This window comes from Corynebacterium sp. CCM 9204, assembly GCF_041357695.1.
In the GTDB taxonomy this organism is placed as follows: Bacteria; Actinomycetota; Actinomycetes; order Mycobacteriales; family Mycobacteriaceae; genus Corynebacterium.
On the sequence record NZ_JAUERX010000002.1, the window covers coordinates 116,176 to 133,537 of the forward strand.

General features: G+C 62.6%; 14 protein-coding genes. 8 read left to right on the plus strand and 6 right to left on the minus strand.

Going from position 1 to position 17,362, the window contains the following annotated elements; genetic code table 11:
* The first annotated feature begins 40 nt into the window (after positions 1-40).
* The gene (locus tag QWU43_RS04680) at positions 41-841 is read left to right on the plus strand and encodes an HAD-IIA family hydrolase (protein WP_370915369.1); all 801 of its coding nucleotides are present in this window, start codon (positions 41-43) and stop codon (positions 839-841) included.
* A 16-nt stretch (positions 842-857) separates the two neighbouring features.
* Here QWU43_RS04680 and QWU43_RS04685 read toward each other — a convergent pair whose 3' ends face one another.
* From QWU43_RS04685 to QWU43_RS04710, 6 genes are read right to left on the minus strand one after another with little or no spacing between them, the layout of a single operon-like run.
* On the minus strand, positions 858-1,499 hold the full coding sequence (locus QWU43_RS04685) for a TetR/AcrR family transcriptional regulator (protein ID WP_370915266.1): 642 nt from the start codon (positions 1,497-1,499) through the stop codon (positions 858-860).
* Between the two features lie 13 nt (positions 1,500-1,512).
* Positions 1,513-3,276, minus strand: coding sequence for an ABC transporter ATP-binding protein (locus QWU43_RS04690; protein ID WP_370915265.1), 1,764 nt, complete (start codon positions 3,274-3,276; stop codon positions 1,513-1,515).
* 5 nt (positions 3,277-3,281) lie between these two features.
* Complete coding sequence (locus QWU43_RS04695; RefSeq protein WP_370915264.1) at positions 3,282-5,078, minus strand: ABC transporter ATP-binding protein; 1,797 nt, start codon at positions 5,076-5,078, stop codon at positions 3,282-3,284.
* Positions 5,079-5,090: 12 nt separating this feature from the next.
* Complete coding sequence (locus QWU43_RS04700; RefSeq protein ID WP_370917261.1) at positions 5,091-6,596, minus strand: ABC transporter ATP-binding protein; 1,506 nt, start codon at positions 6,594-6,596, stop codon at positions 5,091-5,093.
* Positions 6,593-7,312, minus strand: a complete 720-nt coding sequence (locus QWU43_RS04705) for an energy-coupling factor transporter transmembrane component T (RefSeq protein WP_370917262.1) — start codon at positions 7,310-7,312, stop codon at positions 6,593-6,595. Before QWU43_RS04705 ends, QWU43_RS04700 begins: the two co-directional genes overlap by 4 nt.
* A complete protein-coding gene (locus QWU43_RS04710; RefSeq protein WP_370915261.1) occupies positions 7,309-7,887 on the minus strand; it encodes an MptD family putative ECF transporter S component in 579 nt (192 codons plus the stop codon). Before QWU43_RS04710 ends, QWU43_RS04705 begins: the two co-directional genes overlap by 4 nt.
* Positions 7,888-8,085: 198 nt before the next feature.
* Here QWU43_RS04710 and QWU43_RS04715 point away from each other — a divergent pair, with 198 nt between their 5' ends.
* From QWU43_RS04715 to QWU43_RS04745, 7 genes are all read left to right on the plus strand, one after another.
* Complete coding sequence (locus QWU43_RS04715) at positions 8,086-8,934, plus strand: TatD family hydrolase (RefSeq protein ID WP_370915260.1); 849 nt, start codon at positions 8,086-8,088, stop codon at positions 8,932-8,934.
* A gap of 224 nt (positions 8,935-9,158) precedes the next feature.
* Complete coding sequence (locus tag QWU43_RS04720; RefSeq protein ID WP_370917263.1) at positions 9,159-11,294, plus strand: ECF transporter S component; 2,136 nt, start codon at positions 9,159-9,161, stop codon at positions 11,292-11,294.
* Positions 11,288-12,124 (plus strand): energy-coupling factor transporter transmembrane component T, encoded by an 837-nt coding sequence (locus QWU43_RS04725; protein ID WP_370915258.1) that lies wholly within the window; start codon positions 11,288-11,290, stop codon positions 12,122-12,124. The genes QWU43_RS04720 and QWU43_RS04725 overlap by 7 nt, the downstream gene beginning before the upstream one ends.
* A 224-nt stretch (positions 12,125-12,348) precedes the next feature.
* Positions 12,349-13,494, plus strand: a complete 1,146-nt coding sequence (locus QWU43_RS04730; RefSeq protein WP_370917264.1) for a transglycosylase family protein — start codon at positions 12,349-12,351, stop codon at positions 13,492-13,494.
* 66 nt (positions 13,495-13,560) lie between these two features.
* The gene (gene rsmA / locus QWU43_RS04735) at positions 13,561-14,472 is read left to right on the plus strand and encodes a 16S rRNA (adenine(1518)-N(6)/adenine(1519)-N(6))-dimethyltransferase RsmA (protein ID WP_370917265.1); all 912 of its coding nucleotides are present in this window, start codon (positions 13,561-13,563) and stop codon (positions 14,470-14,472) included.
* A complete protein-coding gene (locus tag QWU43_RS04740; protein ID WP_370915254.1) occupies positions 14,469-15,413 on the plus strand; it encodes a 4-(cytidine 5'-diphospho)-2-C-methyl-D-erythritol kinase in 945 nt (314 codons plus the stop codon). The genes rsmA and QWU43_RS04740 overlap by 4 nt, the downstream gene beginning before the upstream one ends.
* 20 nt (positions 15,414-15,433) lie before the next feature.
* A complete protein-coding gene (locus tag QWU43_RS04745; protein ID WP_370915253.1) occupies positions 15,434-17,263 on the plus strand; it encodes an ABC-F family ATP-binding cassette domain-containing protein in 1,830 nt (609 codons plus the stop codon).
* The last annotated feature ends 99 nt before the right edge of the window (positions 17,264-17,362 follow it).

The following is a 17,362-nucleotide window of genomic DNA, read 5'->3' on the forward strand; positions in this document are numbered from 1 at the left end:
CCGTCCCTCGACGCTGTACAGATGGGCTACCGTGGAGGTCATGCGTACTAGATCAGATATTTCCAGTTGGCTCACGGACATGGACGGCGTCCTCGTTCATGAGAACAAGGCACTCCCCGGTGCCCAGAATCTCATCGAGACCTGGAAGAAGGATGAAACGCCGTTCCTGGTACTCACAAATAATTCCATCTACACGCCGCGTGATCTGGCCGCCCGACTCCAGGATTCGGGGCTTGATGTACCCGAGGAGCGGATCTGGACCTCCGCTCTTGCTACGGCGACGTTCCTGAAGGAGCAGGCCCGTGGTGGTACCGCGTACGTGATTGGTGAGGCGGGTATCATCACGGCGCTGCATGAAGCCGGATTCGTGTTGACGGATAGGGAACCCGACTTCGTGGTGGTGGGGGAGACCCGAAACTACTCGTTTGAGGCAATCACCAAGGCGATCCGCCTCATCGACGAGGGGGCCAGGTTCATCGCGACGAATCCAGATGCCACAGGGCCAAGTGCGGAGGGGATACTCCCCGCGACGGGAGCCATCACTGCGCTGATCACGAAGGCAACCAGGAAGGAACCATATGTGGTCGGGAAACCCAATCCGATGATGTTCCGGTCGGCGTTGAACAAGATCGGTGCGCACAGTGAACACACCGGTATGATCGGAGACCGGATGGACACAGATATCGTCGCGGGCATGGAGGCCGGGTTGTACACCGTCCTGGTGCTCTCGGGGATTTCCTCAAAAGAATCGATCCGTGAGTTCCCGTTCCAGTCCAATGAGATTCTTGATGGCGTCAACCAGCTTCTGCAACCTATGAAGGAATCCGCGAAGAAAAACTGAGCCGGTGCGGTCCGGTTCAGTTGCCTAATTGGAGTTCAAGTCCCCGGATCGCGAATTCGGTTTTGCGTTGCAGCCAGTTGTAGTCCCACAGATCTTCCCGGATCGGGAAGTGCTGCCTGTCCTCGCTACGGACGGAGCCGAGACGCTGCCTGGCCAACTCGAATCCGTCACCGTCGCGTAGTGACTGGGTGACCATACTTGCGACGAGCACATTGTCTCCGAGCATGTCAACGATGAAGTGCATGTCATCATCCCCGCCGGGAAAACCGCCGTGGACTAGTCCCCGGGTCAGGTCGTCCAGGTAGTCCTGGATGGCGAAGTGTGACCCGGGGAAGGTTAACAGTGATTGTGCGATACCGGGGTAGGCCCTGCACATTCTCCAGATTGCGTCCGTGTATTCGCGCAACTGGTTCTGCCAGCTCGACGTGGGATCCGGCAGATCTAGCTCTTCAGTGGCGCGGCGGAAACAATGCATGAGCAGGTCATCGCGGGAGTCGACGACCCGGTAGAGGCTGGGGGCTGCAACCCCAAGGATCTTGGCCACACCGGTGAGTGTGAAACGGTCGATTCCCTGCGCGATGGCGGCGTCCACCGCCTGATCGAGAGTGAACACAGGTTTGGGGCCAGTCTTCCGGCGCGGGGGCTGACATGGTTCCATGGGGCAAAGGCTATCAGGATTGTGTCAGACGCCACCCTGCCGCAGCTTCGCGACGCCTGCAGAAACGCCTGTAGGGTCCTTCCCCGGAGATGAGCTCCGCATGGGTTCCCTTCTGTACGGCGCGCCCTTCGTCATCCAGAACGATGATCTGGTCAGCGGCCCTGACGGTGTCCAGCTTGTGGGCGATCGCGATGACGGTGGAATGTCTGGCCAGCTCCGCGACGGATGCGACGATGTTGGCCTCGTTCTCCGCGTCGAGGGCGGCGGTCGCCTCATCGAGGAGCACGATCGGTGCCTTCTTCAGCAGCGCCCGGGCGACGGACACTCGTTGGCGTTCACCCCCGGACAGCGAACGGCCTCCCTCACCGACTTTCGCGTCCCACCCGAGACGGTCTGCGATGGCGTCGACACCGGCCATGCGTCCGGCTTCACGCACCTCCTCGTCCGTGGCGTCAGGTCGGCCGATCCGGATGTTGGCTTCGAGTGTGTCGTCGAAGAGATAGACGTCCTGGAATACCATCGACACCTGCTTCATCAACTGTTCTGTGGACTGGTCACGTACGTCCGCCCCGCCCACACACACCGATCCTTCATCCGTGTCGTAGAAGCGGCAGATCAGGCGGGCGATGGTCGTCTTTCCTGAACCGGAGGGGCCGACGAGCGCGGTGAGGGTGCCGGATTCCGCGGTGAAGGAGATGCTCCGGAGAACCGGGGTCCCGTCGCTATAACCGAAGCTGACGTCCCGGAGCTCGACACGACCGGGGGCGTCGAGAACGGCAGGCTGTGTGGGCTCTTCGAAGACGGGTGTGTCGAGGATGGCACCCATGCGGGCGATGGGGGCCTGAGCGACGGTCACTGCGGTGAAGGAATCGCTGAGTATCTGGAGATTCTGGCTGTACCGGAGTATCAACCCGATGAAAGCCACGGTTTCGACCGGGTTCATCGAACCAGCGGTGGCGACGAGTGTGGCTGCGGTGATGAGCGCGACGACGGCCATCTGAAGAACAAGCCCGTTGATTCCGAGGAGAACGACGGAGAGCTTCAAGTCCCGCATTCTCTCGGAGTCATTGTGCTCGCCCGCCAGGACAAGGGGACCGAAGTCATCTGTGTGGCCTGCCGCGCGGAGCTCGGGTTGGCAGATCGCGAACTCCACCAGCCGGTCGGACAGTTCGCGGTCGGTGCGGGCGACCTTCTGATCACTGAGATTCTTGTACCTTCTCAGCAACGCCAGGCTGGCGAAGATCAACGGCGTGGTGAGGGTGAGGGTCAAGCCGATCCGCCAGTCCCAGATCCACACCCCGATGGTGACGACGACCAGTGAACTCACCTGGGTGACTACGGCGTGGAGCATGTGCGCGAGGATCTGCGAGACGAGCATGAAGCCGCTGGACACCAACCTCGACAGTCCCCCGGTTGAGGCGGAACTGAACCATCCGAGGGGCAGGGTCGCGAGATGGTCTCCGAGGGCGTGGTGGGTACAGCGCATGTAGTCGGTGACGGCACCGTAACCCGTCACCGCCTGGCGGTAGCGACTGTAGAAGGTAACGACAGCGAGAATCGCGAGGATTCCGAGCCAAGCACCGAACGGCAACCCCGCTGCGGTCTCGCCGGTTGCGAGCGCCGCAGCGGCGGGAAGCAGTGACAGTAGTGCGAGCCCCTCGAAGATTCCGCTGGCGACACTCACAGTGAGATGGACGGTGAATTCCCGGTTTCCCTCGGGGCTCATCTGCCTGCGTAGGACGGCGAGCTGGAGTGGATCGAATCGTGTGGCAGCCATGATGGTCACTTCCTGTTTCGGGGTTGTCCCATGAGGGTGGCGATTGCGTCATCGGTGACCTGCTCGCCGGTGAGTGTGTCGGTGATACGGCCCTCGGCGAGCCTGATGACCTGATCTGCGCCGAACACGGATTCGGGCCGGTGCGCAATGACCAAGACAGTGCGGCCGATGACCAGTGTGTTCAGTGCCTGCTGGATCGCGGATTCGGCGTCGGGGTCAGTCGCGGCCAGTGCCTCATCGAGGATGAGCACGGGGGCGTCGGCGAGTAGTGCGCGCGCGATGGCGATACGTTGAGACTGCCCACCTGACAGGGTGGTGCCGTCGGGCCCACCGATGACGGTGTCCAGCCCCTCTGGGAGAGCACGGATCTCATCAGCGATGTGGGCGGATTCGGCGGCGGCCCAGATCTCCTCGTCCGTCGCCCCGGGTGTGGCGAGCCGGATGTTCTCGCGGACAGACAGGCGGAGCAGCTTCGGGTTCTGAAGTACGAAACTGACGTGCTGGTAGAGCTGTCTGGTGGTGAAGTTCCTGAGGTCGACGCCACCGAGGGTGATGCGTCCGGAATCGGGGTCGGTGAACCGGGCGAGCATCGTCGCGAGGGTGGACTTTCCGGATCCGGAGGGACCGACGAGAGCGGTGATGGTTCCCTCGGGGCAGGTCATAGTGACGTGATCCACCGCGAGAGTATCCCCGTAGGCGAAGCTCACGTCCTCGAACCGGATCGTGTGGCTGTCAGGTTCTGCTCCGGCACCGGCTCTGAGGGAGGGAGTGTCGAGGGTTTCCTGCAACCGGATCGCTGATGCCCCGGCGGTCATGTAGGCCCAGCTCGAGGTGGCGACGACGGTGATCGCCGCTGGGATCACCAGGGAGATGAGTGTGGTTGCGAGGACATCGGGGACGGTGACTGCGCCACTGCGGACGAGGAAGGCACCACCGGTGACGTTGACGAGCATGAGCAGCGGGACACTGATCATCGACTCAGCGAGCGAAGACGTGCGCATCTGTGGGCCGCACCAGTCGTAGAAGAAATTCGCGAAGCGGTCCGCAGCATCGGCGAAGCGTCGGTGCGCACGGCCGGTCTGGCCGAACGCCTTGACCACCTCGATACCCTCGGCGAATTCCACGGCGGTTGCGGAGACGTCCCCGAGCAGGACATCCATCTCCACGGTTTTCTCTGCCATGCCCCGCATGGACAGGGCCATGATGAGTATGTAAACGGGAAGATTCGCGATGGCGAGCAGGCCCAACCGCCAGTCGACGACGAACGCGTAGATGATGAGCGCCGTTGGCGCTGAGACAGCGGCCGCCGTCTCCACCGGGGCGTGGGCGATAAGTGTGTGCAGTGTGCGGATGTCATCCTGTACCGCCTTGCGGACCCGTCCGGAGTTGGTGTCCGTGAACCACGCTAACGGGGCGGTGGCGACTCTGGCGATCAGGGCGCGCCGCACGAGTGCCCCGAGTCTGAGATCGGCGTGGTGTGTGATTCCTAGACCGATGAACATGAACATCGCCTGGAGGAGGAACGCGCCGATGAGCCACGCGGTGACGGAACGGACATCTCCACCGTCCGGGGGCACCCCGGCTGCCCGGGCATCGAGCAATATCGTGCCCAGTCGGACGAGAGCGATGTAGGGGGCGATGGCGGTGATCCCGGAGAGTACTCCGAATACCCGTCCGAGTAGCAGGGCTTTCGACACGGGTGCGAGCAGTTCCTTCAGGGCGGCTTTCTCCGCCGCTGACCTGGCTTTGGGGTCCTCCACCGTTTGCACGGTCGTGGACTGTTTCACCTGGGGTGCTGTCATGGGTGATTCTCCTTACTCTGGTTGTTGGGCGGGGACCGTGTGCGAAGATCGTTCCCGGTGGCCGGACAACTCGATGACGCGGTCGCAGCAGGCGGAGATCAGCTCGGCGTCGTGGGTGATGACGATGACCACGGCACCGGCGTCGGCGAGTTCCCGTAGCTTGGCGGCGATCGCCTCCAGGTGTGCGAGGTCCACCCCGGACGTCGGCTCGTCGAAGATGTAAACTTTCTTGTTCTGTGCCAATGCTGTGGCGATGACCAGCCGTTGCCGCTGCCCACCGGACAGCGACAGGGGATGCCGGGAGGCGGTGTCCGCCAATCCGAGCGCCGCTAGAAGTTCGGCAGCGTCGTGGTCTCCGGGGGTGCCAAGGGTGACTTCGTCGAGGACGGTGTCCGCGAACAGTTGGCGTCCGGTGTCCTGCATGACGATGTACCCGGCCGCCGCCCGGGCCCGAGCGGAGAGAGTTTTGCCTGCCAAGGTGATACGGCCACCGCGTACAGGTTTTTCGAGTCCGCAGATCAGTCGTGCGAGAGTGGTCTTTCCCACTCCGTTGGGTCCGATCAATCCCGTGATGACACCCGCCGGGAAAACCATTCGGTCGATGTTCAGCACGGGGGTCCTCCCGTAGGAGAAGCGGATGTCCCGCAGCTCCAGTCCGTCGGTGGTATCGGGAGAACCCGAATCTGCGGTGGGGTTGGGCGGCGTCGGGCGGGTGAGTGACCTGAGTCCCAGAGCTCGCCGTGTTCCCTCATCGAGATCGAAGAACTCCTGCCCGGTGAAGTGGTGCTTGATGCGCCCGTCGCGGAGGTAGTACACCTCGTCCGTGAGCTCCCGCAGGTGATGGAGCCGGTGTTCGGCGGTGATGATCGTCGTTCCCTCCGACTTGAGCTCCACGAGTAGATCACTGAGTTCATCGATCGCCTGCGGAGAGAGATTCGAAGTCGCCTCGTCGAGCAGGAGGACAGGTACACCGGCGACGACGGCGCAGGCGCAGGCGACCCGCTGGAGCTGTCCACCGGAGAGCGTCGACAGGCGTCGCCCGAGGAGTTCGTCGATCCTGCAGCGGAGGGCCGCACTGTCGATCTGCCGCCGGATCAACTCGGGGTCGTGCCCGAAGTTCTCCCGGGTGAAGGCAAGTTCGGTTGTGACCGTCGACGTGAAGAACTGTGTACGGGGATTCTGGAACACGGTAGCGCTCAATCGACCGACCTGGACCAGTGGGGTGGTTGGCATGTCGACCCCGCTGACGCGGATCGTTCCTGTCACATCTCCGGAGTGGAAATGTGGGTTCAAACCGTTGATGAGGCGCAGAACGGTCGATTTACCCGACCCGGAGGGCCCGCACAGCAGTGTGAGACTGCCCGGTGCACAGTGCATGGTGATATCGGCGACCCCGTGCTCGGGTTCCGTTCTAGTCACGTCTGGGGCGGGACCGAATATGTCCTCGGCCCCGGGGGCGCGTGTGCTGCCATAGCTGAAACTTGCTTCGTCGAGGGTGATTAGCCCGGTGTCCGTCATCGCGGCAACCTCCATCCGCTGAAGTTCAGTGCTACGAGAGCAGCAATGGCGATGAGGAGGATGAGATCCGCAGCACCGAAGCCGATCCTCGTGACCGTGGTCGGCCGAATGGTGGATCCGTCGGGATGCTTCGTGGCACCCAGACCACGAATCAGAGCTGCGGCCGCGAGTTCATCGCTGATCCGGACTGCCGAGGACAACAAGGGTATGACGACGTACAGACCGAAGCGCAGCGGGTGGAACAGTAGCCCAAAGGCTCCGGGCCGGATACCGCGCAGGCTCATCGCTTCGTTGATCGCACGGGTCTCTGTGAACAGTGCAGGGAGGAACCTGACGACAACGGCCAGCGGAATGATGAGCCAGTTCGGTGCGTGCATCCTGCGGAGTGCCGCATTCAGTTCTGCCGGGCGTAACTGGACGAGGACGTAGACCGCGACCCCGAACGCGACCGTAAATCTGGCGATCCAATAGGCCAGCACTCCGATCAGTGCCGTCACAGGGTTCTGCCAGAGGTCGGGGACCACATGGGCGGCGGCGGTCAGAGCAATGAACGAGAGTAGAAGCAGAACCGCCCACCGCAGTCGACCAGCACCCACCAGTGCCAGGCTCGTGACCAGTGCCGCTACAGCGATCACCAGTTGGTCGGTGTTCCCCATCACCAGTGCATTGACGGTGAGCAGCAACAGAAGGAGGGTGCGCGGGTCAGGATTTTTCACGCCAGCCCAGCCCGCGCGAAACTACGCCGTCCGATGCGCACCCCGATCCGTCCTCCGATCAAAGCGACAACGAAGAGAATGCCGGCCCACAACAGCAGGGTCCACGGTTGTAGGAAACTGGCCAGGGTGTCGGCGTAGTCCTGGCCCATTTCATCGGCGATGTACGCGAAGTAGGCTTCCGAGTTGTAGAACATCGGCATCCACGGGGCCAGGTACAGCAGGGAGAGAAACGCGTAGGCCACCGGTACCCGCCAGGTGCCACGTAGTCGGGCGAAAGCGACGTCTCCCGCGAAGCCTGCCATGGTGCTCACGACCGGGGCGATCCACGGATGGCCGGTGAGGAACAGAAGTATGCCGACGAGCAGGCTCAGGAGGGTCAGGGCGCCCATCTTCGGGGTACGGGCGAGGTAGAGGGTGACGACGGTGCCGTTGAGCAGGAGCCCCACGGTGAATCCGATGAACATGCTCAACGGACTGATGATCCCGAGCATTCCGGTCAGGAAGAGAACGACGAAGTAGATGACGGTGAAGATACCGACGTTGATGAAATCTCTGGTGTCGAGGCGGGATGACACGCGGTGCTCCTTGGAGTGGTGAGAGTCGCGGAGCGACTACCTGGTCTTTTGATCTTTCGCATAGTGCACGAAAGGCTGCTTCTGATCTACTTCACATAATGGTGATTGCTATTCAGTAATAGCATAGGCTTACACATGTTGGTAGGGGTGTTTGGATGGGCGTGGGAACCTGCCCCGGGGCCGTTAGAATCGAGCGACATGGCCAAGAACAAAAAGCCCCGCCCCACACCTGTCCCCGCTGACCGAATTGCGGGGATGGTGGATGCCCACACGCACCTCGCGAGCTGTGGTGCCCGCACCCCGGAGGAGATCGGTGCTCTCGTTGCCCGTGCCGTGGACGCTGGTGTCGAGAAGCTCTGCACCGTGGGGGATGGGCTGGAGGAAGCGTGTGCCGCACTCGCGGCGGCCAACAGTCACGAGCGGGTCTACGCGGCGTGTGCGGTGCACCCCACGAGAGCGGATCAGATGGATGACACAGTCCGGACCCGACTCGCCGAAATGGCTCGTGATCCGCGCTGTGTCGCGATCGGGGAGACCGGTCTGGACGCCTACTGGATCAACCACTCCGAGACCTGCGCCCCGATGGATATCCAAGAGGAGGCGCTCCGCTGGCACATCGACCTAGCCGTAAATTCGGGCCGCACACTGATGATCCACAACCGGGAGGCTGACGCCGATCTCCTGCGGATACTCGCCGATTCCCCGGCTCCTCGTGAGGTGATGCTGCACTGCTTCTCCTCTCCACTGGATGTGGCGGAGGAGGCACTGTCACGCGGCTATGTCCTCTCCTTCAGTGGCAATGTCACCTTCAATGCGAATGACCACCTGCGGGAGGCGGCGCGGATCGCCCCCGCAGGACAGTTACTCGTGGAAACCGACGCCCCCTACATGACGCCGGTCCCGTACCGCGGATCGAAGAACGAACCGGCACTCATAGGGCACACCTACGCCTGTATCGCCGAGGTTCGTGGCGTGGAGGTCAGGGAACTCGCGGATGAGGTTAATTCCACGTTCGACCGGGTCTACGGACTGACCCTTCCGGGCTGAGCGTCCCGGAAAGGCTGGGAGCGCAGATGAAGCAGATGGTTGAGATAAGGTGTGCCTGATGGTCATTCCGCCGGAGCCCACCGGGGGAGCTGAGGCTCCGTTCTCCGTCCGGCGCTCGTGTCTCTCTGTCCGACCCCGCCGAGAGGATCCCTCTGTGTTACCGCAACTACCGCACTCGTCCCAGCCGCTGCATTTCGACTTCTCCGGGAGGGGTGCGTGGGTTGATGCCCGCTGACGCCGCTGTGAACGGGAGGACGGAGCCGGACACCAGGCTGCGGTGGAACCGACTACGGCTCCCCAGCCTCACCACCCGGGCGCTCATCGTCTGTTGTGTTCTGGGAGCCGCGTCAGGGCTGATCATCCAGGTTGTTCGACCGATCGGATGGATGCTCCGGGCGACGGTTCCCTGGCTGGCGTTCCCGACGCCGTTCCCCTGGATGCTCCCGATGATCACGGCGGCGCTTCTGCTCCGGCGTCCTGGGGTGGCGACGGTGACCTCGGTGGTGGCTGGCATCGTGGGGTTCAATCCGTTCTCCCCGATATCGGGTCTGATCATAGATGCGGTGCTCGCACCGTGGACGATGCGTGGGAACCGAGACACCAGCAGCGGGTGGTTGCTCGCTGCGATGCTCGCCAGCGCGGCAGTGGGTGCGGTGAACTGGATCTCCATGTTCTTTTACCGTGAGTTTCTGCTCCTGGACACCATCTGGATCATCATGGCTGGAGTCGTGCGAATCGGTCTGGGCCTCATCTATGGCTGGTTGGCCTGGCTTCTCGCGCGGAAGTTGGTCAGCGCCGGGTTTGATCTCCGTGGTATCGCGCTGGACACCGCGCGGTCCGTGGATGTTCCGCGTCCTTCCCGGGAGCCGGGTGTACAGGTGCGGCCGGAGGCCGCGGAGGTGGTACTGGATCACGTCACGGTCACCTATCCGGGAGCTCCGGCTCCAGCAGTCAGTGACGTCAGTCTCACACTCGCGGCAGGCAGCTACACGCTCGTGTCTGGTCCGACCGGCTCCGGCAAGTCGACGATCGCTCTGTCCGTTGCAGGTGCACTCGGGGCCGGTTTCCCGGCAGAGACCAGTGGAACGATCACCATCGACGGCATTGTGGTCGCGGGTCCGGACGGCACCGTGGCATCGGTCGCTGAAGTTAGCCGTCGGGTTTCGGCGGTATGGCAGCATCCGGAGAGTCAGTTGTTCGCGGCAACGGTCATTGATGAGGTGCGGCGTGGTCTCGACCACCTCTGTGTCCCCGCGGAGGAAGGCACTCGGCGTTCATTGGCGGCACTCGATGACGTCGGTCTGACCCACATTCATCCGTTGCGGGACCCCTGGACCCTTTCCGGCGGAGAGCAGCAGCGCCTCGTGCTCGCCGCGGCACTGGTCCTGGATACCCCCGTGCTTGTGCTTGACGAGGTCACCAGCCAGCTCGATGACGAGGCCACGACACAGTTCACTGAGGTATTGCACCGGGTACGGGAGAAGAGGGGGATGACGGTTCTCGCTGTTGACCACCGTGCCGAGGCACACATGGGTCTGGCTGATCGGGTGATCATCGTCTCCCCAGACGGGGGGATCGCGGTCGATGGAACCCCTGAGGAAGTTTATGCCGAGCATGCGGAGCAGTGCCGTGAATTCGGGCTGCGGGTGCCTGAACCGTGGGCGGAGAATACTACGGCGGTGTTCCGGGGCTCCGGGTGTGGTCGGACGCCGGGGACCGGGCCCGGGAGAACCGCCCTGGAGCTGGACCGTGTCGGAGTGCACGGACATGGAAAACAACTTCTCCACGACGTCACCACCGCTGTCCCGCTTGGCGCAGTGGTCGCGTTGACAGGTCCGAACGGCGCCGGAAAGACCACGTTGATTCGTGCTCTCACCGGGGTCGACCATGGATTGGAGGGGCGCATCACTCCTGGACGGGCGGAACGCATCCGTGGGGGAATTGGTTGGGCGCCGCAGCGTAGCGGTGATCTCATCCTCAATGGCACTGTCGACGGCGAACTTCGCTCCGCTGCGACAGCAGCCGGTCTTGCTGTGGGTGCTGGGGAACTTGCACAGTGGCGGGAGATGATCGGGCTTGCTGACGCCGGAGCCAGGCATCCGCTGCAGCTTTCCGGTGGTCAGCGTCAACGACTGGCCGTCCTTGTCGCCCTGATCTCCGATCCGGACCTGGTGCTGCTTGATGAACCGACGAGTTCGCAGGACGGAACCGGCGCCCGCCAGCTTGCTGATGCCATCAACACCCATGCCGCGGAACGGGTGACGTTGATCGCCACGCATGACCCTGACTTTGCGGCAGCCGTGGCGACACACCGGATGCACCTGGTTTCCGGGTCTACGGAAGGAGTGACACCATGGTGAAATCCAGATCAGTTCCTGATCGGGAAGTACCTGCCGGGGACCACGGCACCCCTTTGACCCCCGAGGAGCGTACGGCGGTGGTATGTGCCTGGGACCGCTGCAGTGACCGGAGTCGATGGGCGCACCCGTTGCTGACCACCGTGGCGGTCACGGTTCCGATGGTGGTGACCCTGTTGGCGCAGGGGCCTGCGCTGCCCGCGGTGGTCCTGGGGGTGACTCTCTTCGCCATCTGGCTTCTCAACCCGAGATGGGGGCTTGCGGCCACGGTATGCGTGCCTGTTCTCGTGGTTGTTGTGGGGCTGAGTTTTCTGTTCTGGCTGCCTGAACCGGCTGTACCCTCGCCGCCGGTGAACTGGCTGCCCGGGGATCCGCCCAGGGAGAAGGTGCTCCAGGGGATGACCGGCGGGTTACGGACAACGGCAGCCGGAACGGCGGGGGCTCCGCTTCTGTTGTTGGTGACCTGGCGTGAACTCACCGACACTGTGCTGCGTTATGTTCCCGTCAGTTACCGGGTGGTGGACGTGTTGGGTCTGGGTATGCGCTATTTGCGGATCATCGGTCGTGACATCGTGACTGTCACCCGGATGGCCGGGTTGCGTGCCCGGGGTCGGGCAGGCGCTCGTCCGAGGGTGCTTGCCCTTGCGACTGTTCCGGTCCTCGCTGCGTCGATGCGGCAGGGCGAGCAGCTCGCCGTCGCCGTCGACGGTCGGGCATTCGGGGCTTATCGACGCCGCACACTGCACCATGCTGTCGGCATCCGTGCCGTGCACTGGGTACTTCCCGTGCTCATCGTCGTAGCCAGTGTCCTGGGTTTGTTCCTTCTCGGCTGACATCCGGGGTCTGTACCGTCGTGGTGCTGGCGGTGCTCGAGAAACCATCTGTTACCTGGTGTGACTCATGTTGCTTAAGGTTTGCTGAAGGGTCGACAACTGCGAGTTGATTACCGTAACTTGGTGGTGATTGTGTCGGATCACAACCGTGTTTTTCCCGGTTGTTAAGTGTGGTCCGGCATCCACTGGTCATCCGAGGCAGACAGGTTTTCAACTCCACAGTCATGACAGCACAGCACCGACAGTCTCGCATCAACCGTCTCAACGGCACTCATTCCGTCCCCCTACGGGTCGCAACGGGGGGCATGCTCGCGACGCTCATGGTTGGTGGCGGGCTGGCGGTGGTGGCGAAGAAGGACGTCGCCGTTGATGTGGATGGTGAAACCATCCGACTGGCCACGATGTCTTCCACCGTCGATGCTGTCCTGGATGAGGTGGGGGTTGATGTTAGATCGACCGAAACTGTTGTGACACCCGACCTTGACGCGCGTTTGACCGGTCAGGATTCACGCATTGTCGTACGTACCGTCCGGCCTGTCACCGTCAGTGTCGACGGTGTTGAGCACATGGTGGAGACCACGGCCCTCACGGTCGGGGCGCTGGTCGATGAGCTCGGGTTCATCGGTTCCGATGATGTGTTGAGCGCACAGCGTTCCACGGCATTGCCGACCTCCGGTTTCACGTTGGAGGTGACTACCCCGAAGACCGTGGATCTCTATGACGGTGGCTCGATGGCGACCGTCACCGAGGCTGTCGCGACGGTCGGGGATCTGCTTGAGGCGCAGGGGGTGGTATTGGGGGCAGAAGATACGCTGAGTCCCGCCGCGGATACCCGCCTGGTTGACGGGGTTAACGTCGTCATCGACCGGATTCACACGGACACGGTGACGGATATTGTTCCGTTCACTGTCGATCCGATCTATGTCGATGATCCCGAGGCGACTGTCGGTACAGAGACCGTGACGGTGGAGGGGGTGCCCGGTGGCCGTCGTATCGTACGTCAGATTCGCTATGTCAACGGCAAGGAAATGGCGAACAACGTCATCGAGGAGAAGGATGTCACCCCGGCTGTTCCGGCGACCATCGCCCGGGGGACCAAGCCTGCTGCGCCTGCGGTGTCCAACGGATCGGTGTGGGACACACTCGCGCAGTGTGAAGCCGGCGGCAACTGGTCCATCAACACCGGAAACGGTTTCTCCGGTGGTCTGCAGTTCACCCCCTCAACCTGGCTCGGATTCGGTGGTGGTCAGTATGCACCGGAGGCATGGATGGCAACGCGGGAACAGCAGATCGCAATCGGCGAGAAGGTTCGTGCCGGTCAGGGGTGGGGCGCATGGCCCGCGTGTACCCGGCAACTCGGAATCCGGTAACGCCACCGAAACACCAGGGGTCTGTGGTAGGTCCCGCTCTCAAGCTGCGGTAGATTGAGCAATACGATGGATATATCCCCGGACAATGATCCCGCCCCGCCCCGCCGCTCCTCGCTCCTCGGCCCGGCGGAGATTCGGCAACTGGCTGATGAACTGGGACTGACCCCCACGAAGAAACTTGGGCAGAACTTCGTTCATGATCCGAACACGGTACGCCGTATCGTTGCCGCCGCAGGTGTGACTGAATCCGATCATGTGATCGAGGTGGGGCCAGGGCTCGGTTCCCTCACTCTCGCGCTTCTCGACACGGTTGCATCCGTGACCGCAGTTGAGATCGACCCCCGACTGGCGGGACGCCTTCGGAGAACTGTTTGGGAGCGGTCGTCTGAGCACTCGGGCAAGCTGGTCCTGCTACTGCAGGATGCGCTCACCGTGCGCCCAGTGGACCTGTCGGGAGCGGGGGCTCCCGAGCCGACAGCGCTCGTGGCGAACCTTCCCTACAACGTCTCTGTTCCGGTGCTCCTGCATCTGCTCGCTGAGTTCCCGTCGATTACCCGGGTGCTTGTGATGGTCCAGTCGGAGGTTGCTGACAGGTTGGCGGCGGGGCCCGGATCGAAGATCTACGGTGTCCCCAGCGTCAAGGCATCCTTCTATGGTTCGGTACGGCGAGCCGGGGCCATAGGTACCAATGTTTTCTGGCCAGCTCCGAAGATCGACTCAGGACTCGTCCGTGTTGATCGTTTTCCGGTGGGAGCTGAACCTTGGCCGGTCACCGCAGAAGCTCGACGTGAGGTTTTCCCGCTCGTCGACGCGGCTTTCGCACAGCGGCGAAAGACGCTTCGCGCTGCGTTGTCCGGGTACTATGGTTCCGGTCCTGATGCTGAGGCCGCGTTGATTGCGGCGGGGATCGATCCGGGGCTCCGCGGTGAGAGGCTCGGTGTCGCTGATTTCGTACGGCTCGCGGGAGTGGGCGGGTGACTCGCGTCGTTGTAGCGGGTCACGCCAAGATCAATCTGCACCTCGGGGTCGGGGATCTACGTGCCGATGGTTACCACGAGCTCACCACCGTCTTCCAGTCCCTTGCTCTCCATGACCTGGTCACCGTCGAATCTGTGGAAGGCGTGTCGGGGGTGTGTGGGCTGAGTGTCAGTGGACTCGACGCCGGAGAGGTGCCCGGGGATGAGAGGAATCTTGCCTGGCGCGCTGCCCAGGCTGTTTTTGCGGATGTGCTGACGCTGGATCCCGCCGCCGAACTCCCGGGAATACGGATACACATCGATAAGCGTATTCCGACGGCAGGCGGGATGGCGGGTGGCTCCGCGGACGCCGCCGCAGCGTTGATCGGTACCGCTGCGGTCCTGCGGGAGCATGGTCTTCCGACCCCGGGCGCTGACAGGCTGCTGGATCTCGCAACCCAACTTGGTTCGGATGTGCCGTTCACCCTGCTTGGCGGTACTCGCATCGGTACCGGTAGGGGGGAACTACTTGAGGTGGTGAGCACCACTGCGAGGGTGAATTGGGTGCTTGCATTCATCCGTGGGGGGCTGCCGACGCCGCGTGTATTCTCCACCCTCGATCAATTGCGCGCAGACGGGTTTGCGCCGAGAACGGTGCTTGCCCCGGATGCACTTCGGTCGGCACTTGCAGCCGGTGACGTCACAGAGGTCGCTACGCACCTGGTCAACGATCTTCAGCTTGCCGCGACTATGCTGAAACCCGAGCTGGCGTCGGTCCTTGCGGCTGGTGTGCGATCCGGCGCACTCGCGGGCCTGGTTTCAGGTTCCGGGCCGACCTGTGTCTTCCTGTGCGCGGATCCGGAATCGGCCCGCTGTGTTGCAGCAGACTTGGCGGCTCAGGGGGGTGCCGTCATCCGAACGGTCACTACCACCGGACCCGCTCCCGGGGCCGAACTCGTTTGACGATGAAAGGTTAAATGGCTGTGGCCAATCTGATCAACCTGGAAAATGTGTCCAAGACCTTCGGTCTGAAACCGTTGCTCGAATCCGTGAGTATCGGTGTCCAGACGGGTGACCGCATCGGCGTCGTCGGTCTCAACGGCGGGGGAAAGACTACACTGCTCGAGATTCTCGCGGGTGTGGAACCTCCGGACACCGGCAGAGTCTCGCACATGGGTGATCTTCGGATGGCCGTGGTCACTCAGCGTGCGAACCTGACTGACACTGACACCGTCGCGGACGTCGTACTGCGGCCTCTCGGCCTCGACACCTACGAGTGGGCCTCTCAGGCACGGGTCCGGGAAGTGCTCGGGGGCCTGGGAATCGTCGATCTTGGCCTGGAGACACCCGTGGGCCAGTTGTCCGGGGGTGAACGGCGTCGCACGAATCTCGCGGCCGCTATGGTCCGGGATCTGGATCTGCTGATTCTCGACGAGCCGACCAACCATCTCGATATCGAAGGCGTTCAGTGGCTCGCTGCCCATCTCGTTGCCCGCCGATGTGCTCTCGTTGTGGTGACCCACGACCGGTGGTTCCTTGACACCGTGGCGACCCGAACTTGGGAGGTGCATGACGGCGTCGTCGATGCCTACGAGGGTGGCTACAACGACTGGATGTTTGCGAGGGCCGAGCGAACCCGGCAAGCCGACGCGATCGAACAGCGGCGGCAGAATCTCGCCCGCAAGGAATTGGCCTGGCTACGGCGGGGGGCACCGGCCCGGACCTCGAAACCCCGGTACCGGATCGAGGCTGCGGAAGCGTTGATTAGTAACGTTCCGGCTCCCCGGGACACCGTCGAGCTCATGGCCTTCTCCCGGAAACGTCAGGGGCGTGTGGTCATCGAACTCGAGGATGCCACCATCACAACCCCCGATGGAAGAGAGTTGGTTCGTGATCTCACCTGGCGGTTAAATCCCGGTGAACGTATCGGCTTGGTCGGAGTCAATGGTTCCGGGAAGACGACCCTGCTCCGAACCATCGCCGGAGAACATGAACTGGCAGCCGGTCGACGTGTCGAGGGAAAGACGGTTAGGCTCGGATGGTTGCGCCAGGAACTGGATGATCTTGATCCGAGGCAGCGACTCCTTGACGCTGTGGAGGATGTGGCGAGTTACGTACAACTAGGTAAACGTGAACTGAGTGCCTCACAGCTCGCCGAAAGGCTCGGATTCTCGGCGAAACGCCAGCGCACCCCTGTCGGTGATCTGTCGGGTGGGGAACGGCGCCGTCTGCAGTTGACGCGTGTGCTCATGGCTGAGCCGAACGTACTTCTGTTGGATGAGCCCACCAACGATCTTGACATCGACACCTTGCAGGAGCTGGAGTCACTTCTCGATGGCTGGCCCGGAACCCTCGTCGTGATCTCTCACGACCGTTACCTGATCGAGCGGGTCTGTGACAGCACATGGGCATTGTTCGGGGACGGGCAACTCACGAACTTACCCGGTGGGATCGAGGAGTATCTCGAACGCCGTGCACGGTCGGAAGCCCGGAACGGTGGTGGGGTATTGGATCTCGGTTCAGCCAACAACCTGGGTGATTCACAGATGGAGAGCTCTGGTGGAGACTCCGGGGAGCGGAAATTGTCGGCGGCTGAGGAGCAGCGTCTGACGAAGGAGATGCGGGCGATCGAGCGGAAGATGGGCAAGCTCCAGTCCAGGCAATCTTCGTTGGCGATCGAGATGGCGGAGGCTGCGGAGCTGCTTGACCAGCCACGTCTTGTTGAGCTGAACGCCCGTCAGGTGGCGCTTGAAGAGGAGATCTCGGAGTTGGAGAGCATGTGGATGGAGCTTGGGGAAGCACTGGAGGGCTAACGGCGTTACCCCCGTATTGGGGGGAGGTGTAACGAAACTCTGCATCAGCGCCGGGATGCGATAAACTGACGCCTGCATAAGAGAAGGCTAAAAGCCGAA